This is a genomic window from Pseudomonas putida (genome assembly GCF_001976065.1).
GTDB classification, from domain to species: domain Bacteria; phylum Pseudomonadota; class Gammaproteobacteria; order Pseudomonadales; family Pseudomonadaceae; genus Aquipseudomonas; species Aquipseudomonas serbica.
On record NZ_MNAH01000001.1, the window covers coordinates 1,216,676 to 1,237,454 of the forward strand.

The 20,779-nt window shown below is 61.2% G+C and carries 24 protein-coding genes; 11 read left to right on the plus strand and 13 right to left on the minus strand.

Annotated features, from left to right (window positions below):
* Positions 1-51 precede the first annotated feature (51 nt).
* Both BKX96_RS05610 and BKX96_RS05615 read right to left on the minus strand, forming a co-directional pair.
* A complete protein-coding gene (locus tag BKX96_RS05610; RefSeq protein ID WP_046816300.1) occupies positions 52-894 on the minus strand; it encodes an NAD-dependent protein deacetylase in 843 nt (280 codons plus the stop codon).
* 114 nt (positions 895-1,008) lie between these two features.
* Positions 1,009-2,055: a class I SAM-dependent methyltransferase gene (locus tag BKX96_RS05615; RefSeq protein WP_046816301.1), complete on the minus strand. Its 1,047-nt coding sequence runs from the start codon at positions 2,053-2,055 to the stop codon at positions 1,009-1,011.
* Positions 2,056-2,472: 417 nt separating this feature from the next.
* On the opposite strand from BKX96_RS05615, the gene BKX96_RS05620 reads away from it, so the two are divergent.
* The 3 genes from BKX96_RS05620 to BKX96_RS05630 all read left to right on the plus strand — a co-directional run bounded on the left by BKX96_RS05620 (position 2,473) and on the right by BKX96_RS05630 (position 5,542).
* Positions 2,473-3,807, plus strand: a complete 1,335-nt coding sequence (locus BKX96_RS05620) for an acetamidase/formamidase family protein (RefSeq protein ID WP_046816302.1) — start codon at positions 2,473-2,475, stop codon at positions 3,805-3,807.
* A gap of 144 nt (positions 3,808-3,951) precedes the next feature.
* Positions 3,952-4,791 (plus strand): HvfB family MNIO-type RiPP peptide maturase, encoded by an 840-nt coding sequence (locus BKX96_RS05625; RefSeq protein WP_077182989.1) that lies wholly within the window; start codon positions 3,952-3,954, stop codon positions 4,789-4,791.
* A complete protein-coding gene (locus tag BKX96_RS05630; RefSeq protein ID WP_077182990.1) occupies positions 4,784-5,542 on the plus strand; it encodes an HvfC family RiPP maturation protein in 759 nt (252 codons plus the stop codon). The genes BKX96_RS05625 and BKX96_RS05630 overlap by 8 nt, the downstream gene beginning before the upstream one ends.
* 38 nt (positions 5,543-5,580) lie before the next feature.
* Here the strand turns inward: BKX96_RS05630 and BKX96_RS05635 are convergent, their stop codons facing one another.
* A complete protein-coding gene (locus BKX96_RS05635) occupies positions 5,581-6,891 on the minus strand; it encodes an ATP-binding protein (RefSeq protein ID WP_077182991.1) in 1,311 nt (436 codons plus the stop codon).
* The gene (locus tag BKX96_RS05640; protein ID WP_046816306.1) at positions 6,888-7,628 is read right to left on the minus strand and encodes a response regulator; all 741 of its coding nucleotides are present in this window, start codon (positions 7,626-7,628) and stop codon (positions 6,888-6,890) included. The genes BKX96_RS05635 and BKX96_RS05640 overlap by 4 nt, the downstream gene beginning before the upstream one ends.
* 305 nt (positions 7,629-7,933) lie before the next feature.
* Between BKX96_RS05640 and BKX96_RS05645 the strand changes: the two genes are divergently transcribed.
* From BKX96_RS05645 to BKX96_RS05655, 3 genes are all read left to right on the plus strand, one after another.
* Entirely contained in the window at positions 7,934-8,197 is a 264-nt protein-coding gene (locus BKX96_RS05645; protein WP_046816307.1) for a DUF2790 domain-containing protein, read from the plus strand.
* Between the two features lie 42 nt (positions 8,198-8,239).
* Complete coding sequence (locus BKX96_RS05650; protein WP_046816308.1) at positions 8,240-8,452, plus strand: hypothetical protein; 213 nt, start codon at positions 8,240-8,242, stop codon at positions 8,450-8,452.
* A gap of 154 nt (positions 8,453-8,606) precedes the next feature.
* Positions 8,607-9,821 (plus strand): cytochrome c biogenesis protein DipZ, encoded by a 1,215-nt coding sequence (locus BKX96_RS05655; RefSeq protein WP_077182992.1) that lies wholly within the window; start codon positions 8,607-8,609, stop codon positions 9,819-9,821.
* A 55-nt stretch (positions 9,822-9,876) separates the two neighbouring features.
* Here the strand turns inward: BKX96_RS05655 and BKX96_RS05660 are convergent, their stop codons facing one another.
* Positions 9,877-10,863: an AraC family transcriptional regulator gene (locus BKX96_RS05660; RefSeq protein WP_046816310.1), complete on the minus strand. Its 987-nt coding sequence runs from the start codon at positions 10,861-10,863 to the stop codon at positions 9,877-9,879.
* A 179-nt stretch (positions 10,864-11,042) separates the two neighbouring features.
* On the opposite strand from BKX96_RS05660, the gene BKX96_RS05665 reads away from it, so the two are divergent.
* Positions 11,043-11,312, plus strand: coding sequence for a DUF4242 domain-containing protein (locus BKX96_RS05665; RefSeq protein ID WP_046816311.1), 270 nt, complete (start codon positions 11,043-11,045; stop codon positions 11,310-11,312).
* A 38-nt stretch (positions 11,313-11,350) separates the two neighbouring features.
* Positions 11,351-12,163, plus strand: a complete 813-nt coding sequence (locus tag BKX96_RS05670) for a class I SAM-dependent methyltransferase (RefSeq protein ID WP_077182993.1) — start codon at positions 11,351-11,353, stop codon at positions 12,161-12,163.
* Between the two features lie 177 nt (positions 12,164-12,340).
* Here BKX96_RS05670 and BKX96_RS05675 read toward each other — a convergent pair whose 3' ends face one another.
* Together BKX96_RS05675 and pcsA are read right to left on the minus strand one after the other, a co-directional pair.
* Positions 12,341-12,727, minus strand: coding sequence for a DUF488 domain-containing protein (locus BKX96_RS05675; protein ID WP_077182994.1), 387 nt, complete (start codon positions 12,725-12,727; stop codon positions 12,341-12,343).
* A gap of 4 nt (positions 12,728-12,731) precedes the next feature.
* Positions 12,732-13,454, minus strand: coding sequence for a phosphatidylcholine synthase (gene pcsA, locus BKX96_RS05680; RefSeq protein WP_046816348.1), 723 nt, complete (start codon positions 13,452-13,454; stop codon positions 12,732-12,734).
* A gap of 249 nt (positions 13,455-13,703) precedes the next feature.
* Between pcsA and BKX96_RS05685 the strand changes: the two genes are divergently transcribed.
* Positions 13,704-14,444 carry a tellurite resistance TerB family protein gene (locus tag BKX96_RS05685; RefSeq protein ID WP_077182995.1) on the plus strand — a complete coding sequence of 247 codons (741 nt, stop codon included), beginning with the start codon at positions 13,704-13,706 and terminating at the stop codon, positions 14,442-14,444.
* 43 nt (positions 14,445-14,487) lie between these two features.
* On the opposite strand, the gene BKX96_RS05690 is transcribed toward BKX96_RS05685, so the two are convergent.
* From BKX96_RS05690 to BKX96_RS05710, 5 genes are all read right to left on the minus strand, one after another.
* Positions 14,488-14,931, minus strand: coding sequence for a cupin domain-containing protein (locus BKX96_RS05690; RefSeq protein ID WP_077182996.1), 444 nt, complete (start codon positions 14,929-14,931; stop codon positions 14,488-14,490).
* Between the two features lie 99 nt (positions 14,932-15,030).
* Positions 15,031-15,633, minus strand: a complete 603-nt coding sequence (gene pcaG, locus BKX96_RS05695; RefSeq protein ID WP_046816316.1) for a protocatechuate 3,4-dioxygenase subunit alpha — start codon at positions 15,631-15,633, stop codon at positions 15,031-15,033.
* Between the two features lie 12 nt (positions 15,634-15,645).
* Positions 15,646-16,365 (minus strand): protocatechuate 3,4-dioxygenase subunit beta, encoded by a 720-nt coding sequence (gene pcaH, locus BKX96_RS05700; RefSeq protein ID WP_046816317.1) that lies wholly within the window; start codon positions 16,363-16,365, stop codon positions 15,646-15,648.
* Positions 16,366-16,485: 120 nt separating this feature from the next.
* A complete protein-coding gene (pcaQ, locus tag BKX96_RS05705) occupies positions 16,486-17,415 on the minus strand; it encodes a pca operon transcription factor PcaQ (protein ID WP_077183146.1) in 930 nt (309 codons plus the stop codon).
* Between the two features lie 78 nt (positions 17,416-17,493).
* On the minus strand, positions 17,494-18,414 hold the full coding sequence (locus BKX96_RS05710) for a universal stress protein (protein WP_046816318.1): 921 nt from the start codon (positions 18,412-18,414) through the stop codon (positions 17,494-17,496).
* Positions 18,415-18,683: 269 nt separating this feature from the next.
* Here BKX96_RS05710 and BKX96_RS05715 point away from each other — a divergent pair, with 269 nt between their 5' ends.
* A complete protein-coding gene (locus BKX96_RS05715; protein WP_046816319.1) occupies positions 18,684-18,926 on the plus strand; it encodes a hypothetical protein in 243 nt (80 codons plus the stop codon).
* 110 nt (positions 18,927-19,036) lie between these two features.
* Positions 19,037-19,960, plus strand: coding sequence for a universal stress protein (locus BKX96_RS05720; protein ID WP_077182997.1), 924 nt, complete (start codon positions 19,037-19,039; stop codon positions 19,958-19,960).
* A 54-nt stretch (positions 19,961-20,014) separates the two neighbouring features.
* Here BKX96_RS05720 and BKX96_RS05725 read toward each other — a convergent pair whose 3' ends face one another.
* Complete coding sequence (locus tag BKX96_RS05725; protein ID WP_077183147.1) at positions 20,015-20,578, minus strand: GNAT family N-acetyltransferase; 564 nt, start codon at positions 20,576-20,578, stop codon at positions 20,015-20,017.
* Positions 20,579-20,779: the final 201 nt, after the last annotated feature.

Genomic DNA, 20,779 nt, shown 5'->3' on the forward strand with positions numbered 1-20,779 from the left:
GTCAGTTGGATCGCCATCGCTGGCAAGCCAGCTCCTACAGGCGGGGGTTCTTCAGTCATTGAGGCGTTGTGCCAGTAATGGTAAAAGCGCTTCGCACGACATTTCTATCTTCAAATCCAGTATGTCATCCGCCCGGGTCTTGCCCAGGTTGATCGCCAGCAGCGGCTTGCCCTGGTCTACCACCGCCCGGCACAGGCGAAACGCCGAGTACGCCATCAGTGACGAGCCAACCACCAGTAACCCGGCAGCCTGTTCCACCGTGGCCATCGCTTTTGCCGCGGTTGCCTGTGCGACGTTCTCTCCAAAGAACACCACGTCCGGTTTCATCCTCTGACCCGCGCAATGCGGGCAATGCGGGACCTGGAAGCGTGCCTCGAAGGCTGCATCGAGCAGGGTATCGCCGTCCGGGGCCTGCACCGCGTCTACGCCCGCCAGATAAGGGTTTTGCGCCTCCATCAATTGCTGGATTGAATCGCGCTCACTGCGCCTGCCGCAATCCAGGCACAGTACGCGGTGCAGGCTGCCGTGGAGTTCGATCACGTCATGGCTGCCGGCCTGGTCGTGCAAGGTGTCGACGTTCTGGGTGATCAGGCCGCTGATCCGCCGGGTGCTTTGCAAGCGGGCGAGGGTATCGTGGGCCACGTTCGGCTGCGCCTGGCGCACCCGTGGCCAGCCGAGCATCGCTCGCGCCCAATAGCGCCGGCGCGATTCGGGTGCAGAGAGAAACTCCTGGTACATCATCGGCTGGCGTCCACGCCGCACGCCCTGGTTATCGCGGTAGTCCGGGATGCCCGACGGCGTGCTGATACCGGCGCCGGTCAACACCGCGAACGGCTGGTCGGCGATCAAATGCTGGAGGCGATCGAGTTGTTCGTGGATAAGGCTGTCGAGCATGATCAGCACTCCGGAACCCTGTAGGAGCGAGCGTGCTCGCGAAGGTGTATCAGCCACATAAATGTACCTGATACATCCTCGCGAGCAAGCTCGCTCCTGCAAAGGGCGCAGTGTTTATTTACGGGCCTCCAGAATCAGGTTGAACGGCGTTTGCGTGGCCCGGCGGAAACTCGAGAACCCGGCCTCGCTGAACACCTTGCGCAACCGCGCCTCACCCGCCTGGGCGCCGAGGCCGAGGCCGACTTCCTGGGACAGCGAGTTGGGCGTGCAGATGAAGGTCGAGGCCGCGTAGAACAGTCGGCCAACGGGAGTGATGTTGTCATCCAGCGAGTCGTTGGCGAACGGTTCCACCAGCAATACCGTGCCGTCCGGCTTCAACGACTCGTAGGCGTGCTTGGCCGCGCCAACCGGGTCACCCATGTCGTGCAGGCAGTCGAAGTAGCAGATCAGGTCGTAGTCATTGCCGGGGTAGCTCTTGGCCGTGCCCTGGAAGAATCGCGCGCGACCGGAAACGCCGCCTTCTTCGGCGCGCTGGGTGGCGACGGTGACGGACGGTGCGTGGTAGTCGAAGCCGACGAACCGCGAGTTCGGGTACGCCTGGGCCATGATCACCGTCGATGCGCCATGACCACAGCCGATGTCGGCGACTTTGGCGCCTTCCTCCAGCTTGGCCACCACGCCATCCAGCGCCGGCAACCATTCGGCGATCAGGTGGGCCTTGTAGCCGGGCCGGAAGAAGCGTTCGGTGCCGCTGAACATGCACGGATGGTGATCGCCCCAGGCCAGGGCGCCGTCGCCGCGCATGGCCTTGACCAGTTTGTCCTTGTCATGAAAAAACGATGCAACCACGCCGATGCCACCTGCTACATAGACCGGAGAGTCTTCGATGGCCAACGCCAACGCTTGCTCTTCGGGGAGGCGGAATTGCCCGTCGCGATGTTCCATGTAGCCAGAGGCGGCGTGGGCGCTGAGCCATTCGCGCACCAGGCGGGGGTTGCAGCCGGTCTTGTCGGCAAGCGCTTCGGGGCTGGTCGACTGGCTGTCGGCCATGGCCCGGTACAGGCCGAGTTCTTCACCGAGGATGACATTGGCCAGCATCGCCGCACCGCCCATGTCACCCACCAGTTTGCCCATGAAATCGTTGAGTCTGGCCTCGTCCATCACGTGTGCTCCTTTGCAAGGATCACGGTCCGGAGGCTTGTTTGTCCGGGCGGTGGTCGTGGGAATGAACAGGACACTGAGCAGGTCCCGTGTGGATTAAGTTTAGTTCGCAGGCTGTGTACCGCGGGCTTGAGCGACGAAAGTGCTCTATGGCTGTGCACTGGACCCCTGTAGGAGCGGGCTTGCCCGCGAAGGCGGCGTGTCAGCCAGCGAAGCTGCGATATGTGCCGGCCTCATCGCTGGCAAGCCAGTTCCTACAGGGGATTAGCCAGCAGTGCCTGCGTATGTATTTCAATGTATCCAGACAGCCTCTGGATACAGTCCACCTTGATTCAAGGCCACCCCTGGACACAGACCAGATACAAACCTGCGCTGAACTGTGAGTTCCGTTCGCTCCTGACTTCGAAGGGGATCACCATGACAACGCTTGTGCCTCAACCCCATCTCAACGCCACGCCGGTCAATCGCCTGCGGGTCGATCGTTACACCAACGGCATCATTGGCCCTGGCCAGCCGATGCTCGGCCCGCTGGCAGACGGCGGCACGCTGATCACCGGGACGCCGCCAGGTTGCTGGGGGCCGATGATCACGCCAGCCTTCGAGGGCGGCCATGAAGTGACGCAACCGGTGGCCATCGCCGGGGCGCAAATCGGCGACGCCGTGGCGATCACGATCAAGAGCATGCGCGTTACTTCGCTGGCCACTTCGTCCGGGGTCATGAGCTTCGTCGAGGGACGCTACAACGGCGATCCGTTTGTCGCCAAGTTCTGCTCCACGTGTGGCACCGAGCATCCCGCCAGCCATGTCGAAGGCATTGGCGAGGATGCGATTCGCTGTAACCACTGTGGTGCCGAGGTCAGCGCATTTCGCTTCAGCCACGGTTATGTGATTGTGTTCGACGCGCAAAATCAGGTCAGTCTGACGGTGAATCAAGACGTCGCCAATCAACTGGCCGGCAATGCGAGCGAGATGTCGGCGCTGCCGGAGTTCGCCGCGCAACATTCGATCCTGTCCCTGGCCCGCGCCGATATCCCTGGCGTCGCCGCGCACATGCGACCGTTCCTCGGCAACATCGGCACGATGCCATCCCGGGACATTCCCGACTCGCACAACTGTGCCGACTTTGGCCAGTACCTGATCAACGCCCCGCACCGTTTCGGCATGACCCGCGAGGAGCTGCACGCGGCCAAGACCGACGGCCACATGGACACCAATTCGATCCGCGAAGGCTGTGTGCTGATCTGCCCGGTGAAAGTGCCGGGAGCCGGGGTGTACATGGGTGATATGCATGCGCAGCAGGGCAACGGCGAGATCGCCGGCCACGCCACCGATTGCTCCGGGGAAACCGAAGTGGTAGTGCAAGTGGTGAAAAACCTGACGCTGGAAGGGCCGATCCTGCTGCAAAACCTCGATGACCTGCCACCAATGGCGCGGCCGATGAACGCCGAGCAGCGCGGGAAAGTCCGTCAGCTGGGCGAGCGCTGGGGGCAACACGAAATCGAGCAGAGCGGCCCTATTACCTTCATCGGCAGCGGCGAGAACCTCAACCTGGCGGTGGAGAACGGTTTGACGCGCGCCGCTGCAGTTACCGGGCTGCCCTATGACGAAGTGCTCAATCGCGCCACCATCACCGGCTCCATCGATATCAGTCGCCTGCCAGGCACGGTGCGTGTGACCTTCCTGTGCCCGATGGAGGTGCTCGATGCCATGGGCATCGGTCATCTGGTGCGCGAGAAGTACGACCTGGCGTAATCCCGGGCTGCGGGTCTGTACCAGAGTGTGTATAGACCCGCTGCCGATACACACCGTGCTGTTTTCGGTCAGCACGGTACACAGACCCGATACATCGCTTCGGTTAACTGTGATGACGTTCTGACCACCCTTGGGATCGACATCATGCACACCTCTATCGCATCAACCAGGGCCACCGCTGGGCTCGGCCTGCGTCGCGGCTTGATCAAGGACCTGCTGGCCGCCCCGGCCGGCCATTTCGACTTTCTCGAAGTCGCACCGGAGAACTGGATCGGCATCGGCGGCGCCCATGGCGCGGCGTTGCGCACCCTGGCCGAGCGCTTTGCGTTGTCCTGTCACGGCTTGTCTTTGTCCCTGGGCGGGCCCTCGCCGCTGGACGTCGAATTTCTGCAAGAGGTTCGGGTTTTCCTCGATCACCACCAGGTGCCCCTGTACAGCGAACACTTGAGTTACTGCAGCGATGACGGTCACCTGTATGACCTGTTGCCGCTGCCCTTTACCGAAGAAGCGGTGCATCACGTCGCCGCGCGCATCCGCCAGGCCCAGGACATCCTCGGCCGCCGCCTGGCGGTGGAAAACGTCTCTTACTATGCCGCCCCGCAGCAGGACATGGACGAAGTGACGTTCACCAACGCCGTGCTGCGCGAAGCCGATTGCGACCTGTTGCTGGACGTCAACAACGTGTACGTCAACTCGATCAACCACGGGTTCGATCCGCTTGCCTTTCTGGCCGGGATCGATGCGAGCCGGGTGGTGGCGATGCACATCGCCGGGCATTTCGATGAGTCCGATACCTTGAAAATCGACACCCATGGCGCCTCGGTCAAACCGGCGGTGTGGACGTTATTGGCCGAGGCTTATGCCCGGTTCGGCGCGCAACCGACCTTGCTGGAGCGGGATTTCAACTTCCCGGCGTTTTCCGAACTGGTGGCCGAATTGCAGACCATTCGCCAATTGCAATCCAAGGAGGTAAATCGTGGCTAAGCGCTCGCTGCACGAGCAACAGAACAGCATGGGCCTGTACCTGCGCGATCCCGACCATTGCGCGCCCCCGTCCGAAATGGACCCGGCGCGGGCACGTGTTTACCGCGATTTGGTGTTCGCCAATCTGTCTTCACTGATCAGCGGCACCTTTCCGGTGCTGGTGAAGATTCTCGGCGATGAGCACTGGCGCGCGCTGGTGCGGATCTTTCTGCGCGACTACCGCGCCCACACCCCGAAATTCGGTGAGATCGCCGAGGAGTTTGTCGAGTTCCTGGCATCCGGGCCTGAGGCTTTGGTTGATGGACCCTGGCCGCCGTTCATGGTCGAGCTGGCGCACTACGAATGGGTGGAAATGGCCCTGCAACAAGCCGAGGACGAGCCGCTGTCCGGCGGCGATGCCGATGGGTTGCTGGAGCGTCCGTTGCAAGTTTCGCCATTGGCCTGGCCCTTGGCGTATGCCTGGCCGGTGCAATTGCTCGGGCCGCAGTATCAGCCTGATGCACCACCGGATGAGCCGACGTTGCTGCTGGTGCGTCGGGATCTGGATTTCAGTGTGAAGTTTTCTGCGTTGAGTCCGTTGGCGTTTCGTTTGTTGCAACGCATCGAGACGTTTCCCGGGCAGACCGGACGTGCACATCTGCAGGGGTTGGCGGCGGAAGCGGGGATGACCGAGTCTGTGGCGTTTATCGAAAGCGGGCTGGGGTTGTTGCGGCAGATGCAGGGGGAGGGCGTTGTAGGGGTCGTTGCTTGAGCGCCTGATCGTTCCCACGCAGAGCGTGGGAACGATCATCACCCGCGCAACACAAGCTGCGCACACAATCCACCACCCTCCCGGTTGCTCAACGTCAACGATCCCCCGATCGCCAATGCCAGCTGTTGCGCGATCGCCAGACCCAACCCGGTACCGCCAGTGCTGCGGTTGCGCGAATTTTCCACGCGATAGAACGGCTGCATGACCTGGGCCAGTTCCGCTTCGGCAATCCCCGGGCCGCGGTCCATGATCTTCACCGACACGCTGCCATCGGTTTGTTTTTCTACCAGCAACTCCGCCGCTCCGGCAAACTTGAGGGCGTTGTCCGTCAGGTTCACCAGCACTCGCCGCAAGGCGTGGGGGCGGGTGTCGATGACGGCGGTGCTCTTGCCGCTCAGTTGCACGTGCTTGCCCATGTCCTGATAGTCGAACACCAGGCTGTCGAGGAACGAATCCAGGTCGGTGCGTCGGCTTTCTTCGGTGGCGCCATGGACACTGCGGGCGTACGCCACGCCTTCGCGTACCAAGTGTTCCATCTCGCCCAGGTCGTTCCACAGTTTGTCTTTCTCCACCGAGTCGTCCATGAACTCGGCGCGCAGTTTCATCCGGGTGATCGGTGTTTGCAGGTCATGGGAGATCGCCGCCAGCAGTTGCATGCGTTCTTTCAGGTAGGCAGCGATGCGGACCTGCATGGCGTTGAAGGCCTTGGCGGCGTGGGCCACTTCGGTCGGGCCTTTTTCGTCCAGCAGCACCGGGTGGGTGTTGGGGTCGAGGGTGTCCACGGCTTCGGCGAGGCGGGTGAGGGGGCGTATGGCGATGCGCACGGCCAACCAGGTGCAGGCAATCATCAGCGCCAGTTGCCCGAGCAGCACCATGGGCAGCCAGGGTGACAGCGGCACCATCGAAGGCCGAACGTCGATGGTCAACGGACTGCCGTCGGCCAGTTTCAGGTGGACCTGGAAGTGTTTCACCGGCCCTGGAATATCGGTGAAGGTCATCGGGTAGTCCTTGCCGATGGAGTTCTTGATCGAGGTCATGGCGATGGGCGCGTTGGGCATGTCCATGCCCATGGGGATGCCCGACGAACCCTCACTGAGCAGATACCGATAATTGCGCCGCTCCAGTTGTTGCAGCCAACTGGCTCGCTCGTTGGCGGGCAAGCGGTCGAGGATGGCAATGGAGGTGGAAACGTCGGTTTCCAGGTTGCCGAGCATGGTGTTTTTCGCACTTTCATAGCGCTCGTAGTACTGCGCGCCGAAGGACAACGCCTGGGCGAGGATCAGGCCGATCAGGAATATCAGCGACAGTCTTGACGCCAGGGTGCGGGGCCAGCGCAGTGACCGGTTCATGCTGGCGCACCGACGATTTCCACCGGCAGGGAGAACACATAGCCCTCACTGCGTACGGTCTTGATGTAGGCCGGTTCGCGGGCATCGTCCAGCAGGCGCTGGCGCAGGCGACTGACCAGCAGGTCGATGGAGCGATCGAACAGGTCGGCGTCGCGGCCCTGGGTCAGGTTGAGCAACTGGTCGCGATTGAGCACCCGCTGCGGGTGATCGAGGAACACCCGCAGCAACCGATACTCGGCACCGCTGAGGGCGACCATGGTGCCGTCGCCATCGAGCAGGTGCCGGGCGGAGGTGTCCAGGCGCCAGCGACCGAAGGCCAGCAGGCGGCTGGATTCGGTCACCACCAGGTTCGGCGGCAGCATGCGTGTGCGGCGCAGCACGGCGTTGATGCGTGCCAGCAGTTCGCGGGCGGCGAAGGGCTTGACCAGGTAGTCATCGGCGCCCATTTCCAGGCCGATGATACGGTCGGTTTCATCGTTGCGCGCGGTGAGCATCAATACCGGGGTGGCCTTGTGTTTGCCCGTGCGCAGCTCGCGGCAGAGCATCAGGCCATCGTCGCCGGGCATCATGATATCGAGCACGATCAGGTCCACCGGCGTGGATTCGAGGAAGCTGCGCATCTGCCGGCCGTCGGCCACGACCGTGGTGCGCAGGCCGTTTTTCTTCAGGTAGTTGCCCACCAGTTCTCGAATCTCGCGGTCATCGTCAACGATGAGAATGTGATCGACGTGCTCCATGGGGACTTGCCTCTTCAAGTGGGGGGATGTCGCACAGTCTATCGAGCCTTGGCCCGCTCGCCTTTCGCCCTTTGTATTGCAGTGTATCTGGGCTGTTGGCGGATACACACCGACGCAAAAACAGGCAATTGCCGGGGTTTTGTATCCCTCTGTATCCCGACCCGTTCCAGATACTTGGCGATTTACCCGCGCCTGTTCCCGACACATGCGGGATACCTCGCAAGCTTCTAATAGGTTCCATCGAGGCAAACCAGACCGCCTCTACCCAACACACGATCTACCTGTCGAACCTTGAGGAAACCACCATGAACACCAAAGCCATCTACGCCGCTTGCCTGTTTGCCGCCCTGAACATCTGCACCTTGTCGGCCCGCGCCGAAGCGCATGTTACGCCTGTGAGCTACAGCTACGGCACGCACCTGGATATCAAGAAAGTGGTGTCGCAGAAACAGGATGCCTCGCCTTCCTGCGGCGTGGTGAATGCGCAGCTGACCTACCTGGATTCCCAGAGCAAGACCCAGGTCCTGGACTACCGCAAATTGGCTGACAACTGTAATTCGGACAATTGAGTCCGGTACTTAGCGCATTCCACTCAAGCCAGGAAGAACATCATGAACAACATTACCCGCTTTTTGACTGCCTTTGCTTTCTCCGTTGCCGGGGCCGCGGCCCATGCCAACGCCGCGGTAGAACAGAGTGCTTGTGGCAGCAGCACCTGCTTCCAGCTGACGCCGGTGGCCGAGCAGGGCGGTGATGCCTTGCTCGCCGAGGACGGTTACAACCGCACCCCCCAGGGCCAGGCGCTGGATAGCCAGACCGCCTGAAGCCCGACCACCACCAATCTCCCTGTAGGAGCTGGCTTGCCAGCGAAGGCGGCAGCCCATTCACCCCGGGCTTGACCGTCAGAGCGCTTTCGCTGGCAAGCCAGCTCCTACAGTGGGCGGTCCATGCCACCCAAAATTCTACAAGGTGATCCCCATGTTACTCATCGCTTTCCTGGGCGGCATATTGACCGTCCTCAGTCCCTGTATCCTCCCGGTCGTACCCTTCCTGTTCGCCGGTGCCGACCGCACGCGTTCGTCGATCATGCTGACCCTCGGCGGCATGGTCCTGACGTTTGCCCTGATCTCCAGCCTGGCCGTGGTCAGCAGTGAATGGGTAATCGAAGCGAGCAACACCGGGCGCCATGTGGCCTTGATCGTGATGGTACTGTTCGCCCTGTCACTGATCTCCGCACGGGTCGGTGATTGGTTGGCGCGTCCATTCGTTGCGCTGGGTAATCGCATCGACCCCAACAGCCGTAAAATGTCCGGCCCGCTGAGTTCAGTGATGATCGGCGTGGCTACCGGCCTGCTCTGGGCGCCGTGCGCCGGGCCGATCCTCGGGGTGATTCTCACCAGCGCCATGCTGCAAGGTGCGAACGCCGGGACCAGCCTGTTGCTGGTGGCCTACGGCCTGGGTAGCGCATTGTCCCTCGGCACCCTGATCTTCGCCGGTCGTGGCCTGGTCAATCGCCTGAAACCGTCGATCCCGGTCACCGGCTGGCTGCGTCGGGGTGCCGGTGTGGCGGTGTTGGCGGGTGCGGCGGTGATTTCCACCGGCGCAAACGATGTGCTGCTGGCCAATACTTCGTCCGAAGGGGTCAGCAGCGTCGAAAAAGGCTTGCTGGAAAACGTGCCGAAGGTGGTCGATTACTTCGTCAGCAAGGTCAAGGCCGAGTCCATGGACAACGCCCAGGGCCCCATGCCGTCACTGACCGGTGCGGTGGAGTGGATCAACTCGCCGGCGCTGACCAACGAATCGCTCAAAGGCAAAGTGGTGCTGGTGGACTTCTGGACCTTCGACTGCATCAACTGCAAGCGCACCCTGCCGTACGTCAAGGACTGGGCGAAGAAGTACGAGAAGGATGGCCTGGTGGTGATCGGCGTGCACACCCCGGAGTACGGGTTTGAACGCATCATCGACAACGTCAGGGACAAGGTGAAGGAATATGGCATCACCTACCCGGTAGCGATCGACAACAACTACGCGATCTGGCGCAACTTCGACAACCAGTACTGGCCGGCTCACTACCTGATCGATGCCAAGGGGCAGGTGCGTTATACCCACTTTGGCGAGGGCAGTTATGAGACTCAGGAGAAGGTGATCCAGCAGTTGCTGGAAGAAGCGAAAGCCGCTGTGCCAGCGGCTTGAGATCAAACGATCGCAGCCTGCGGCAGCTCCTGCCGGGCTGCGATCTTTTGGCGTATCAATGGCTAACCTCACCGTGGGCCATTGACCGATTACCCTGACTGCGCCGCCAAGCCGCTGGCGGCGCGCCATACTCACGGCGGAAGGCTCGACTGAATGCCGTGTCGGTCTGGTAACCCACCTCTTCGGCGATGCGCATCAACGAACTGTTACTGCTGCGTAACAGGTTGGCCGCCAGCAACATGCGCCATTGCGTCAGGTACTGCATCGGCGAAACCCCCACCAATTGCGCAAAGCGCTCTGCCAGGACCGATCTCGAGGTGCCAGCAGTGCGCGCCAGTTCGTCCAGCGTCCAGGCGTGGCAGGGTTTCTTGTGCAAGGCGTTGAGGGCTGCGCCGACGATCCGGTCGCTGACGCCGGCCAGCCAACCGGTACGGCCCTTGCCGTGTTCGTGCATGTACAGGCGCAGCACTTCGATGAACAGCACCTCAGCCAGTTTCGCCAGCACGCCTTCGCCGCCAGGCCTTGGCGAGCGCGCTTCGGCCAAGGCATAGCGAACCGAAGATTCCAGCCAGATACCAGCGTTCGAACCGCGCACATTGACCCTGACCACGGGCGGCAGTCCGGCCAGCAGCATGCCGGCCAACCGCGTGTCGCAGGCCAGGTAGCCACACACCAGGCGCGTCACCGCGCCACCACCGCCATGACTCAGCTGCCGCGGGCGCCGCGCCAGCACCTCGTCAAGCCGCGCTCCGCTGGCGGGCGTCAAGCCGGGTCGGGAACTCATGCGATGGGCGTGTCCCTGGGGGAAGATCACTACGTCGCCGGGGTTGAGCAGCAGCGGCGGATCATCGCCCAGTTCGACGTAGCATTCGCCCTCGGTGATCAGGTGAAAGATCACCACCCGCTCGGCTCCGGGCTCCAGGAACGGGGCTGCCGTGTCGGCGCGTGGCGACTGGTAGCACCAGGGTGCCGTGAACCTGGCGTTGATGAAAATCGCGCCGACCAGGCGGACGACGCGCAGGGTCTGAGACAGGGCGTCCATGGGCGTTTTTCCGTACGGAGGTTTCTGATTGTGAACGCGTCACGGCATAAGGTGAATTCTCCGGACGATCGGGCAGTGTCGGCCGACGATCGGACAGGACGCCGCTGGGCGCCGGAGCGATAGTGCGTACACAGGGCCACTGCCGGTCCTGTCATCAAGAAGAATAAAGTGAGGTTGCCATGCCCAAGTTCATTATTGAACGCGAGATTCCAGGCGCCGGAGCACTGTCAGAAAGGGATTTGAAAGCCGTCTCGCAAAAGTCCTCCAAGGTGTTGCGCGAGTTGCCAGACGTGCAATGGCTTCAAAGTTATGTCACAGGCGACAAACTGTATTGCGTGTACATCGCGCCAAACGAGGAACTCATCAGGGAGCATGCCAGGCAGGGCGGTTTCCCGGCCAATCGCATTTCCCAGGTCATGAACATCATCGATCCCACCACGGCTGAGTGAGCGTGCGTCCGACCTGTTCCAAACCAGAGATTGCCTCCATGAGCACACCCATTGATCTTGCTGCGCTGAAAACCCGCCAAATGGCCGCCTGGGCCAGTGGCGACTACGCCGTGATCGGCACCACCTTGCAGATCGTCGGCGAGCAACTGGCCGAGGCCTGCGACCTGTTATGCGATGAGCGGGTGCTGGACGTCGCCGCCGGCAACGGTAATGCAACACTGGCCGCGGCGCGTCGCGGCTGCCAGGTGGTGTCCACCGACTACGTCGCCGCATTGCTCGAACGTGGCGAGGATCGCGCCCGAGCCGAACGCCTGAACGTGACCTTCCAGGTGGCCGACGCCGAAGCGTTGCCTTTCGCCGATGACAGTTTCGACGCCGTGCTTTCAACCTTCGGCGTGATGTTTGCCCCCGACCAGGCCAAGGCCGCCGCCGAGCTGGCGCGGGTATGTCGCCCCGGTGGACGGATCGGCCTGGCCAACTGGACGCCGGAAGGTTTCGTCGGCCAGATATTCAAGACCCTGGGGCGGCACATGCCACCTCCGCCCGGCGCGCAACCGCCGTCGCAGTGGGGCACTGAAGACTGGCTGCACAAGCACTTCGACGAGCGTGACTTCCTGTTGCAGGTCACTCGCCGGACCTTCAACTTCCGCTATCGCTCGGCCGAGCACTTCATCGACACCTTCCGCAGCTGGTACGGTCCGATCCACAAGGCCTTCGCGGCACTTCCTCCCGAAGGCGCCAAGGCCCTGGAAGACGACCTGACCGAATTGCTCAACCGCCTGAACCGGGCGGGCGACAAGTCGATGGTGGTGCCCAGTGAGTACCTGGAGGTGGTGATCACGAGGCGGTGAGAGCCACTCACCCACTCAAACCGCAGGAGCCGGCAAGCCTGGCTCCTGCAAGCGCCGCGAAACCGTAGAGGGCCGTTACCGCAGGAATCGATGTAGGCCTGTCAGACGATCATCGGCTGTCGTGACTTCATCGCTGCCAAGTTAGCTCCTACAGTTGACCGGCTGTAGCCGGGTTAACTAGACAACCTGCGCCCCCCGCGCCTCAAGCAACTCGCGCAACACCGAGCGATGACAATGCACTTCCTCCTCGCAATAACAGCCCAGGGCCAGGGAAGTGTGATGAGAAAGGGCGGCCAGCAGATCGAGCAACTGGCTGGCGGCAGGGTGGTTCATTTCGGCCTTGAACTTGCGCCTGAACGCATTCCAGGCCTTGTCGTCCTCAGCGGATTGGGCTTCGCGGACCAGCTCCTGGCTGGGCGAAAGCAGCGGCTGCCACACGTCGTAGAAATCCCGGCTGGCAAACTCGGTCTTCGGCACGCCACGGGGTGGCCGGCGTACAGTGCCCAGGCGCAGCCCTTCGTCGGGTGTACGCGGGGTGCCAAGCCGTACGATATGGATAGGCATGGCGTTATTTGAGCCGCGATTCGTCGAGCCACTCCAGCGCCGTACGCCAGAAGCAGATGCCCAGGAAGTATGCCGACATCAGCAACCAAAGCCCCATGACCAGAGGGTTGATCAGCGGGTGGTTGATCACCAGCGACAGACTGCACAGCAGCCAGATGGCGGTGACGGCAATGTTGATCGGCATGAAGCGGCGCACCCGGAACGGATGCAGGAATTTCATCCGGGTCAGCGTCAACAACGCCAGGCCGATCACTGTCAGGAAGGTGATCCAGGGCGACGGCGCGATGATGTACAGACACAAGGCAACTACGTTCCACGCGGCGGGGAAGCCCTGGAAATAGTTGTCCTTGCTTTTCATGTTGACGTTGCAGAAGCAGAACAGCGACGACACCAGAATCAGCGACACGGTCAACAGCAACGTGTAGTCCGGCAGCGGGATGTAGCGATAGATGAACAGTGCCGGGATGAACACATAGGTCAGGTAGTCGATCACCAGGTCGAGAATCGAACCGTCGAAACTCGGCAGCACCGTCTGTACATTGACCTTGCGCGCCAGTGCGCCGTCCAGGCCATCGACGATCAGGGCGACGCCCAGCCACAGCAGGCAACTGGTCGGCTGGTTATCGAGCAGGGCAAGTGTCGCGAGGAAGGCAGTGACCACGCCGGTGGCGGTGAAACCATGGGCACCCCAGGCTTTGAGCCTGGCGATGTGTAGGGTCGATATCACGGGGGCGCTCTCCAGAAAGTGCAGCAAGCCAGTCATCGCCCTCATCTGGCGGGCGGCGGCAAACCGGGTAGGGTTGCAGGTATCGACCGGGTATCCGGGAATAAGGTTCACCGCCTATGAATCTTAGCTGCACCAGAAAAAAATACGCCGGGGTAAATGAGCGATGCGTCAGCCAGACGGTGGTAGCACATTTACCGGCGAGGACTATCGTTGTCTGACTGGATCACTCCCATCGATGAGGACGGCGTCATGAACACCAGCGATCTGCTCGAACAATTACTGCGGGCCGGCCAGGGCTCGATGGCGCAACAGCGCGGCGGTGGAGCGTCGGCTCAAGGTGGCTTGGGTGATCTGGGCGGACTGCTCGGCGGGTTGTTGGGCGGCGGCGCCAGCAACGCCGGGGCGGGAAGCATGGGCGGCTTGGGCGGCTTGCTCGGTGGCTTGCTGGGCGCAGGTTCGCCGATGGGCGGAGCGCCACAGTCACGCTCCGGGGGTGGTACAAACTATGCAGCGCTGGCCTCGCTGGGGATGATGGCATTCCAGGCTTATCAAGCCTGGCAACGCAGCCAGGCCGCGCAGCAACAGCAGGCGCCGCAAACGGCGATGCGTACGGTGGACATGCTGGCCGGGCCGGAAGTCGAGGAGCACAGCCATGCCATCCTGCGTGCATTGATAGCGGCAGCCAAGGCCGATGGCCGGATCGATGACACCGAGAAGCAGATGATCAGCACCGAAATCGGCCGTCACACCGACGATCCGCAGTTGCAGCAGTGGCTTGATGAGGAAGTCGCCAAACCGCTTGACCCTGCCGAAGTGGCACAGTCGGCAACCGATCCCGGCATGGCCGCCGAGATGTACCTGGCCAGCGTGATGCTGGTGGATGATCAACAGGATGCTGAGCGCAGTTATCTGGACGAACTGGCCGCGGCGCTGGGCATCGAGCCGGATCTGCAGGTGCACCTGGAACAGCAGGCCCACGGCACCGCCTGACGCAACACATACCCTTGTCAGGAGCTGCCGCAGGGTGAGGCGATCAGGCGTCCGGCGGTTTCGGCACCAGGAACGTCACGCCAAAGCGCTCGGCCACCTCGAATATCCGCGGCAGATCCTCGGGTACCTTGAACTGATCCATCGCCGTGAAAAACTGCCCGCCCCGGGGATCGGACACCACACCGATCATCTTTGCCGTGGGACTGAGGTTCCTGTAGGCATGGATCGACCCGGCAGGAATGTGCACATATCCCCCTGCCGAGACGATGTTGGACGTGCCTTCGACGGTGACCTCGACCTGACCCTCCACCACGTAGAACGCCTCGTCCCACGGGTGAAAGTGCGGGGGTGGACCGCCGCCTTGCACGCCTTCCTGGATATGCATTTCAAAGGGTTTGCTCAGATCGCCGCCGGCCAGGACAGTGATCGTTTCGCCAACGACATTGACCGGTGCCGGCGGGGCTTGCAGGACGTGAACCGTGCGCATGATGACTCTCCGCAGGTGAGGCTGCACCCGCCGATTGTAGGCGCTTGAACGCCTGCCGACAGCTGCTGCACGGGGCCGTCTGTCTGAGCAATTTGTGAGTCAGAAGTCGAAGAACACGGTTTCCGATTCACCTTGGACATGAATATCGAAGCGGTAGGCCAGCTTGCCGTCAATCGTGCAGCGGGTGGCAATCAGCGATTCGCGGCGATGGGGTTGTTCGATCAGGTTCAGTACGGGGTCTGCCGCATTTGCCTGTGATTCGTCGTCGAAATACACCCGCGTCTGCAGGTGTATGTTGATGCCCCGGGCGAACAGGGCCACATTGATATGTGGGGCCATGGGAACGCCCGCGGCGTTTTTCACCACGCCAGGCTTCACGGTCTTGACCGTCCATTCACCGACATCGGTCGTCGCCGTGCGGCCAAAACAGTTGAAGGGTTTTTCCAGGTCGAAACCGCTGTCGTAGACGCCTTCGTGATTGGCCTGCCAGCACTCCAGGAACGCGTCGCGAATCAAGTGGCCGTTGCCGTCATACACGTGGCCCAGCAATAAGATGTGCTCACCCGGTGCGCCCGGTTTGGCCATTTCATTCCAGATTTCCTGCTCACGCGGCGCGTTGCCGGCCGCTTCCAGTGCCAGGCCGATATGGACATAGGGGCCCGCTGTTTGCGACGGGGTTTCAGGCAGAAGTTGAACGGGCATACGCAGGCCTCCTCAGCAGTTTTCGAAATGGGTCTTGCGCTGGCCGCGCAGGACGATATCAAAGCGATAAGCCAGGCAATCCATGGGATTGGCCATGCTCATGTCAAGCCTGGCGATCAGGCTCTGCACTGCTTCCTGATTGGCGATCGACTTGACGATCGGGCACATGGGGATGAGCGGATCACCTTCGAAATACAGCTGGGTAATCAAGCGCGTGGCAATGGACGGGCCACTGATGGAAACGTGGATATGGGCTGGTCGCCAATCGTTGGGGCCGTTGCGCCATGGGTAGGGGCCGGGTTTGACGGTGCGGAAGCTGTAGTTGCCATCGCGGTCGGTCAACGCGCGGCCTACGCCGCCGAAATTCGGGTCAAGGGGTGCCAGGTAACTGTCTTTCTTATGCCGGTAACGGCCACCGGCGTTGGCCTGCCACATCTCCACCAGGGTATGAGGAATCGGCTTGCCGTACTGATCGCACACCCGGCCCGCGACGATAATGCGTTCGCCGATGGGCAGGCCGCCATGATTGAAATTCAACAGCAGATCGTTATCGTGCCGCCCCATCTGCAGATGGGAAAAATCCGGGCCGCTGGTTTCGGATACGGATTGGGGGATGCTCACCAGTGCCTGGCGCGGGGAGCGCAGGATCGAAGTCTTGTAGTCAGGCGTCAGGGCTTTGGGATGCCAATTACGGTCACGAATGACGAAGCGGCTGTCGTGCGCATCAGACATGTCGTTTTTCCTATTGTTATGGGTGGACAGAGGCAGGTACTGCGTTGGCAGCGACGTCAGTTTCCCCTTGTACGACCCCTCGCAAAATTGAAAAAAACGACTTCATCCATATCCAGATGGTTATGGATACTTGCCCTCACGATATTCCTGCCCAACCTCGCGCAACGCTTCCACGCACCACTGCGCCGCTGGCGTCAGCGGCAATGCAGGATTTGTGCAGAGCCCCACGGAGCCGCCAGGCTCACGCATTCCCAGATCCAGCTCCACCAGCTCGCCTTGCCTCAAGTCCTGCCTGACCGCGTCCAAAGGTGCGACCCAGATGGCCAGGCTGCTTTGTACGTAGCGTCGACTCAGGGCGACCGACAGGGTTTCCAGGCGTTGACGCGATGGCGTTATTGCGTGCTGCACAAACAGGCTGTCGGCGAATTTGCGTATCGTCGTTCCGGCCGATGGTAATACCAGCGGATAGTCCTCGAGGTGTTTGTGCCCCTGCGTATCGGCGAGTACCGGATGGCCGCTACGGACCACCAGGGTCATGGATTCGCTGTAGAGGTGTTCGAACGCCAGCCCGAGAATCAGCGGGCTATCGGTCATCCTGCCAACCACCAGGTCCAGCTCAGCGACGCGTAGTCGGGACAGCAAGTAGGCGCTTGGGCCGGTCACGACACTGACCACCAATGCCGGGTGTCGGTCGTGTAGACGGCAGACAACTTCAGGCACCAACAGGCTTTCGACGGTGGACAACACGCCGAGTTGTACGCTGATGGGCTCATGTACCCCGGAGCGCAAACTGTTGACCCCGTCGCGCAACGATTGCACGCTCGGCCCTGCGTAGCGCAGGAAGGCCACGCCGGCCTCGGTCAGCGTCGAACCTTTTTTACCCCGTTCAAACAGCGTGGCCTCCAACAGGGTTTCCAGCTCCTTGAGGGTTTTCGATAGCGCCGGCTGGCTGATTGCCAACTTGTCGGCAGCACGCGCCAGGCTACCCTGGCGCGACACTTCGAGAAAACACAGCAGATGACGGAATTTGATTCGGGTATCGATGTTCAATCGGCGGTTCTGCCTTTTTGGTTGGGCATCCATTATTCCTCATTCTGCCGCAACCATTACCATGCGCCTGATCCATCGTCAGATTTTTTCTGGCGAAACCACCCACACGCTGCAGGGTAACTTGTACAGCAGATGTTCCACCGTACTGCCAACCAACCGCTCCATGCCACGGTGGCCGATGCGCCCCATGACAATCACATCGGTGTCATAGGCCCGGGCATAGTCGCAGAGCACCCTCACCGGATTGCCCATGATCATATGCTGGTGCTCCGGGGGGATACCGTTGCGCTCGGCAAGGTCGCGAAACGCATCAGCCTGCGCGTCGAACAAGCTCTTGGCTTTTCCCGAAGAGAAAAATGCCGAGCCATTACTGAAACCGAACTCGTCCGCGCTGATGCTTGAAAGGTCATGCGCGTAGATCACGTCCAGTTGGGCATTACAGGTGCTCGCCAGTTTACAGGCCTCGCGCAGAATCCTGTCGTTGAAGCCTTCGTATTGGTCATCGGAATGAAACGGGTCGACGGCGGCGACGATCTTGCGCGGCAAGACGTTGTGCAAATGGCTGACAAAATGCAGCGGCACCGGGCATTCTCGCAGCAAGTGGATATCCAGGGGCGTAAACATCAGGCGTGACAGCAGCGATTCGTGCTCCAGCGCCTTGATCAATGCGGCCATCGGTTGTTCCTTGAGATGAATGAGGATCTCCTGCAAGGGCCTCTCCACCCAAACCACTTCCGTGGTGACGTGCACACCGATCTTGCGCAAGGGGCGGGCCTGATCTTCGAGCCACTGGCGGTGACGCTCGACATAACCCAGCCGCATCTGCTCCCGCGCCTGTTCGTTGACCATTCCGGCAGTCGCCAGCCCTTCAAGATAATCGAACGCCACGATGTGCAGGGCAGCGCCCGAAGCCTTGGCCAACGCCGCGGCCCGATCGAAGGCGGGGCTGTTTTCCATCAACGGCGAGACGACCAGCATGAAACGTGATTGATCAGACATGACAAATCTCCGGCAGATGATCGCTTGCCCCGATGGCAGCGGCTGATGTCTTGCACTTAGCCTGCCGCTGTTTCGGGTGTCGGGTTTGATCTTTGTCAAATCGAGGGCAAAGGAGGGGCCGGCCCGACGCGCGGTGGCCCGGTCTTCGTCCAGTGGAGGAAATTATTGACCATTATCAACCTTTCCCCCGGCTCCCCGGCGCAGTCTCAGGGCTTGTGCAGACGTCGACTAACGCTGGCCGATGATTCGCGAAGTCAAAGGAGGTATCCATGTTCATTGATATCACGGAGAAACCGACAGCCCGCTGCTGGGTCGTGTGCATGGACGCCCTGGAAGTGAACTTCAACAGTCTGGGAGAAGCCCAGGCTTTTGTTGGCCAACTCAAGGCACGTATCGAAGCGCCTCATGTCTGGCCAAGCAGTCCTGGCCCGGCCGGCGAATCAAGACAGATGCCAGCGCGTCCAGCTGCCCACACAAATGGCAAAGGGATGTGGGCCGACCGCGTGGAGTAACGCTGCGGGGCTGAGCGGGGCGCAAGGTCGAGCAGGTCAAGCAGATGGCAATCAAATCACGAACCCTGGTTTTACCACTGAACTGAAATGGCCGCGTGCCGAGGTGCTCCATGTCGCAGACTCAACGTTTACTCTTGATCGCTCCCTCAGCCATGACCCGCACTCCGGCATTCGACCGTGCCGCGGCGTTAGCGCTGGCGATGCAATTGCCATTGCACATCGTGGCGTTCGACTACTCCCAAGCCCTGGCGGTGGCCGGCCTGTTCGCTGCGCAACAATTCAACCTGGCGCGGGACGGCTATCTGCAAACCCATCGGCAATGGCTCGCCGACCAGGCCGAGTTGATGAGCAAACATGGCGTGGAAGTCACCAGCGAGGTGGTGTGGGTACAGCATCCTTTTGAGGAGGTCCTGAACTTCATCAATGAGATGCCGCTGACGCTGATCATCAAGGACGCCCAGGAAGAACCGGCGTTCAAACGGGTTTTTTTCACCCCGCTGGATTGGCAGTTGCTGCGCGATTGCCCTGTGCCGGTGCACCTGGTGACGACGCCGCTGAATGCCCGGCCACGCAACGTTCTGGCCATCATCGATCTGTTGCGCGATGAGGATCAAGACCGTGTGTTCAACGACCAGATCATCGACGCCGCGACGAAACTGGCCGCCGTCTGTGATGCCGGCCTTGAGCTGCTGCACGTTTATGACTGGACGTCTGTTTACGTCCAGGACATGGGCTTTGCCGCATTGCCGTTGGCCACCGGGATCTATGAAATGCTGGGATCGGCTCAGCATGAGGCATTTGCCGCCATCGCTGAACGCCATGGCGTGCCACCAGAGCATCGTCACTTCATCGAGGGCGCGCCCGTGCCGAGTATCTGTGAATTCGTCAGCGAGCACCGTACCGATGTCATTGTCATGGGCACGGTGCAGCACAAGGGCTTGAGCAAATTACTGGGAACCACGGCCGAGCAACTCCTGCATCGGGCGCCGTGCAGTGTGCTGGCGATCAAGCCAGGAAGGATGCTGCAATCCTGAGGGCTTTCAGGCCCCGCAATGGTCCGTTGGCAGGCACATTGCGGGGCGCTTTCATTACAGGTTAAGGCGATGGATGACCTGATGGCTGTCGTCCGGATCGTTATGGGTCTCGAAACCCAGCGCCCTGGCCAGGTCGCGCATGGGAGTATTGCTTGCGGCGTCCACCGAATACATCTGGCGAAAGCCGTTTTTACGGGCTGCCTTGATCAGGTGGTCCATCAGTATTTTGCCCAGGCCCAGGTGCGTCCATTCATCGGCGACCGTGACTGCACATTCGCACTCATGCTCGCCAGTGGCCGCGTAGCGGCTGATGCCGATCTCGACCAGTTTGCCGTTGTCATGGACCAGGGCGATATAGGCCAGGCGGCGATGATTGTCCGTGTCCATCAACTGATCGAGCATCGCAGCGCCGGGTTCGTTGATCTGCGCAAGAAAACGCATATGACGGGACTCGGGAGACAGTCGTTTGATGAAGGCGTATTCACGGTCGCGATCCTTCTGCGCCAGTGGCCGGATCAAAACGTGGCGACCATCCCTGAGCGCTTCGATCCAGTATTGGCCGTCGACTGCAGCATAGGCGGCCGCAGCCCGATCATTGTGGTCTTTGACGGTAAGCATGGAGTGTTCCTCTTGTGCGAATGGGAATTGGAGCGCAGCAAAAGAACCGCGTTGGATTTCTTTGTACGCCATTGCCAACGCTTGAACCTGATCTGGATCAGATTGCTGTGTTGGCGGCATTGGTTCGCGTGAGCTTGATGTAAGTCAAACTGCGCGAGGCGATGGAGCGCAGACTTCAAACATGCCGGCACTCGATAGCCG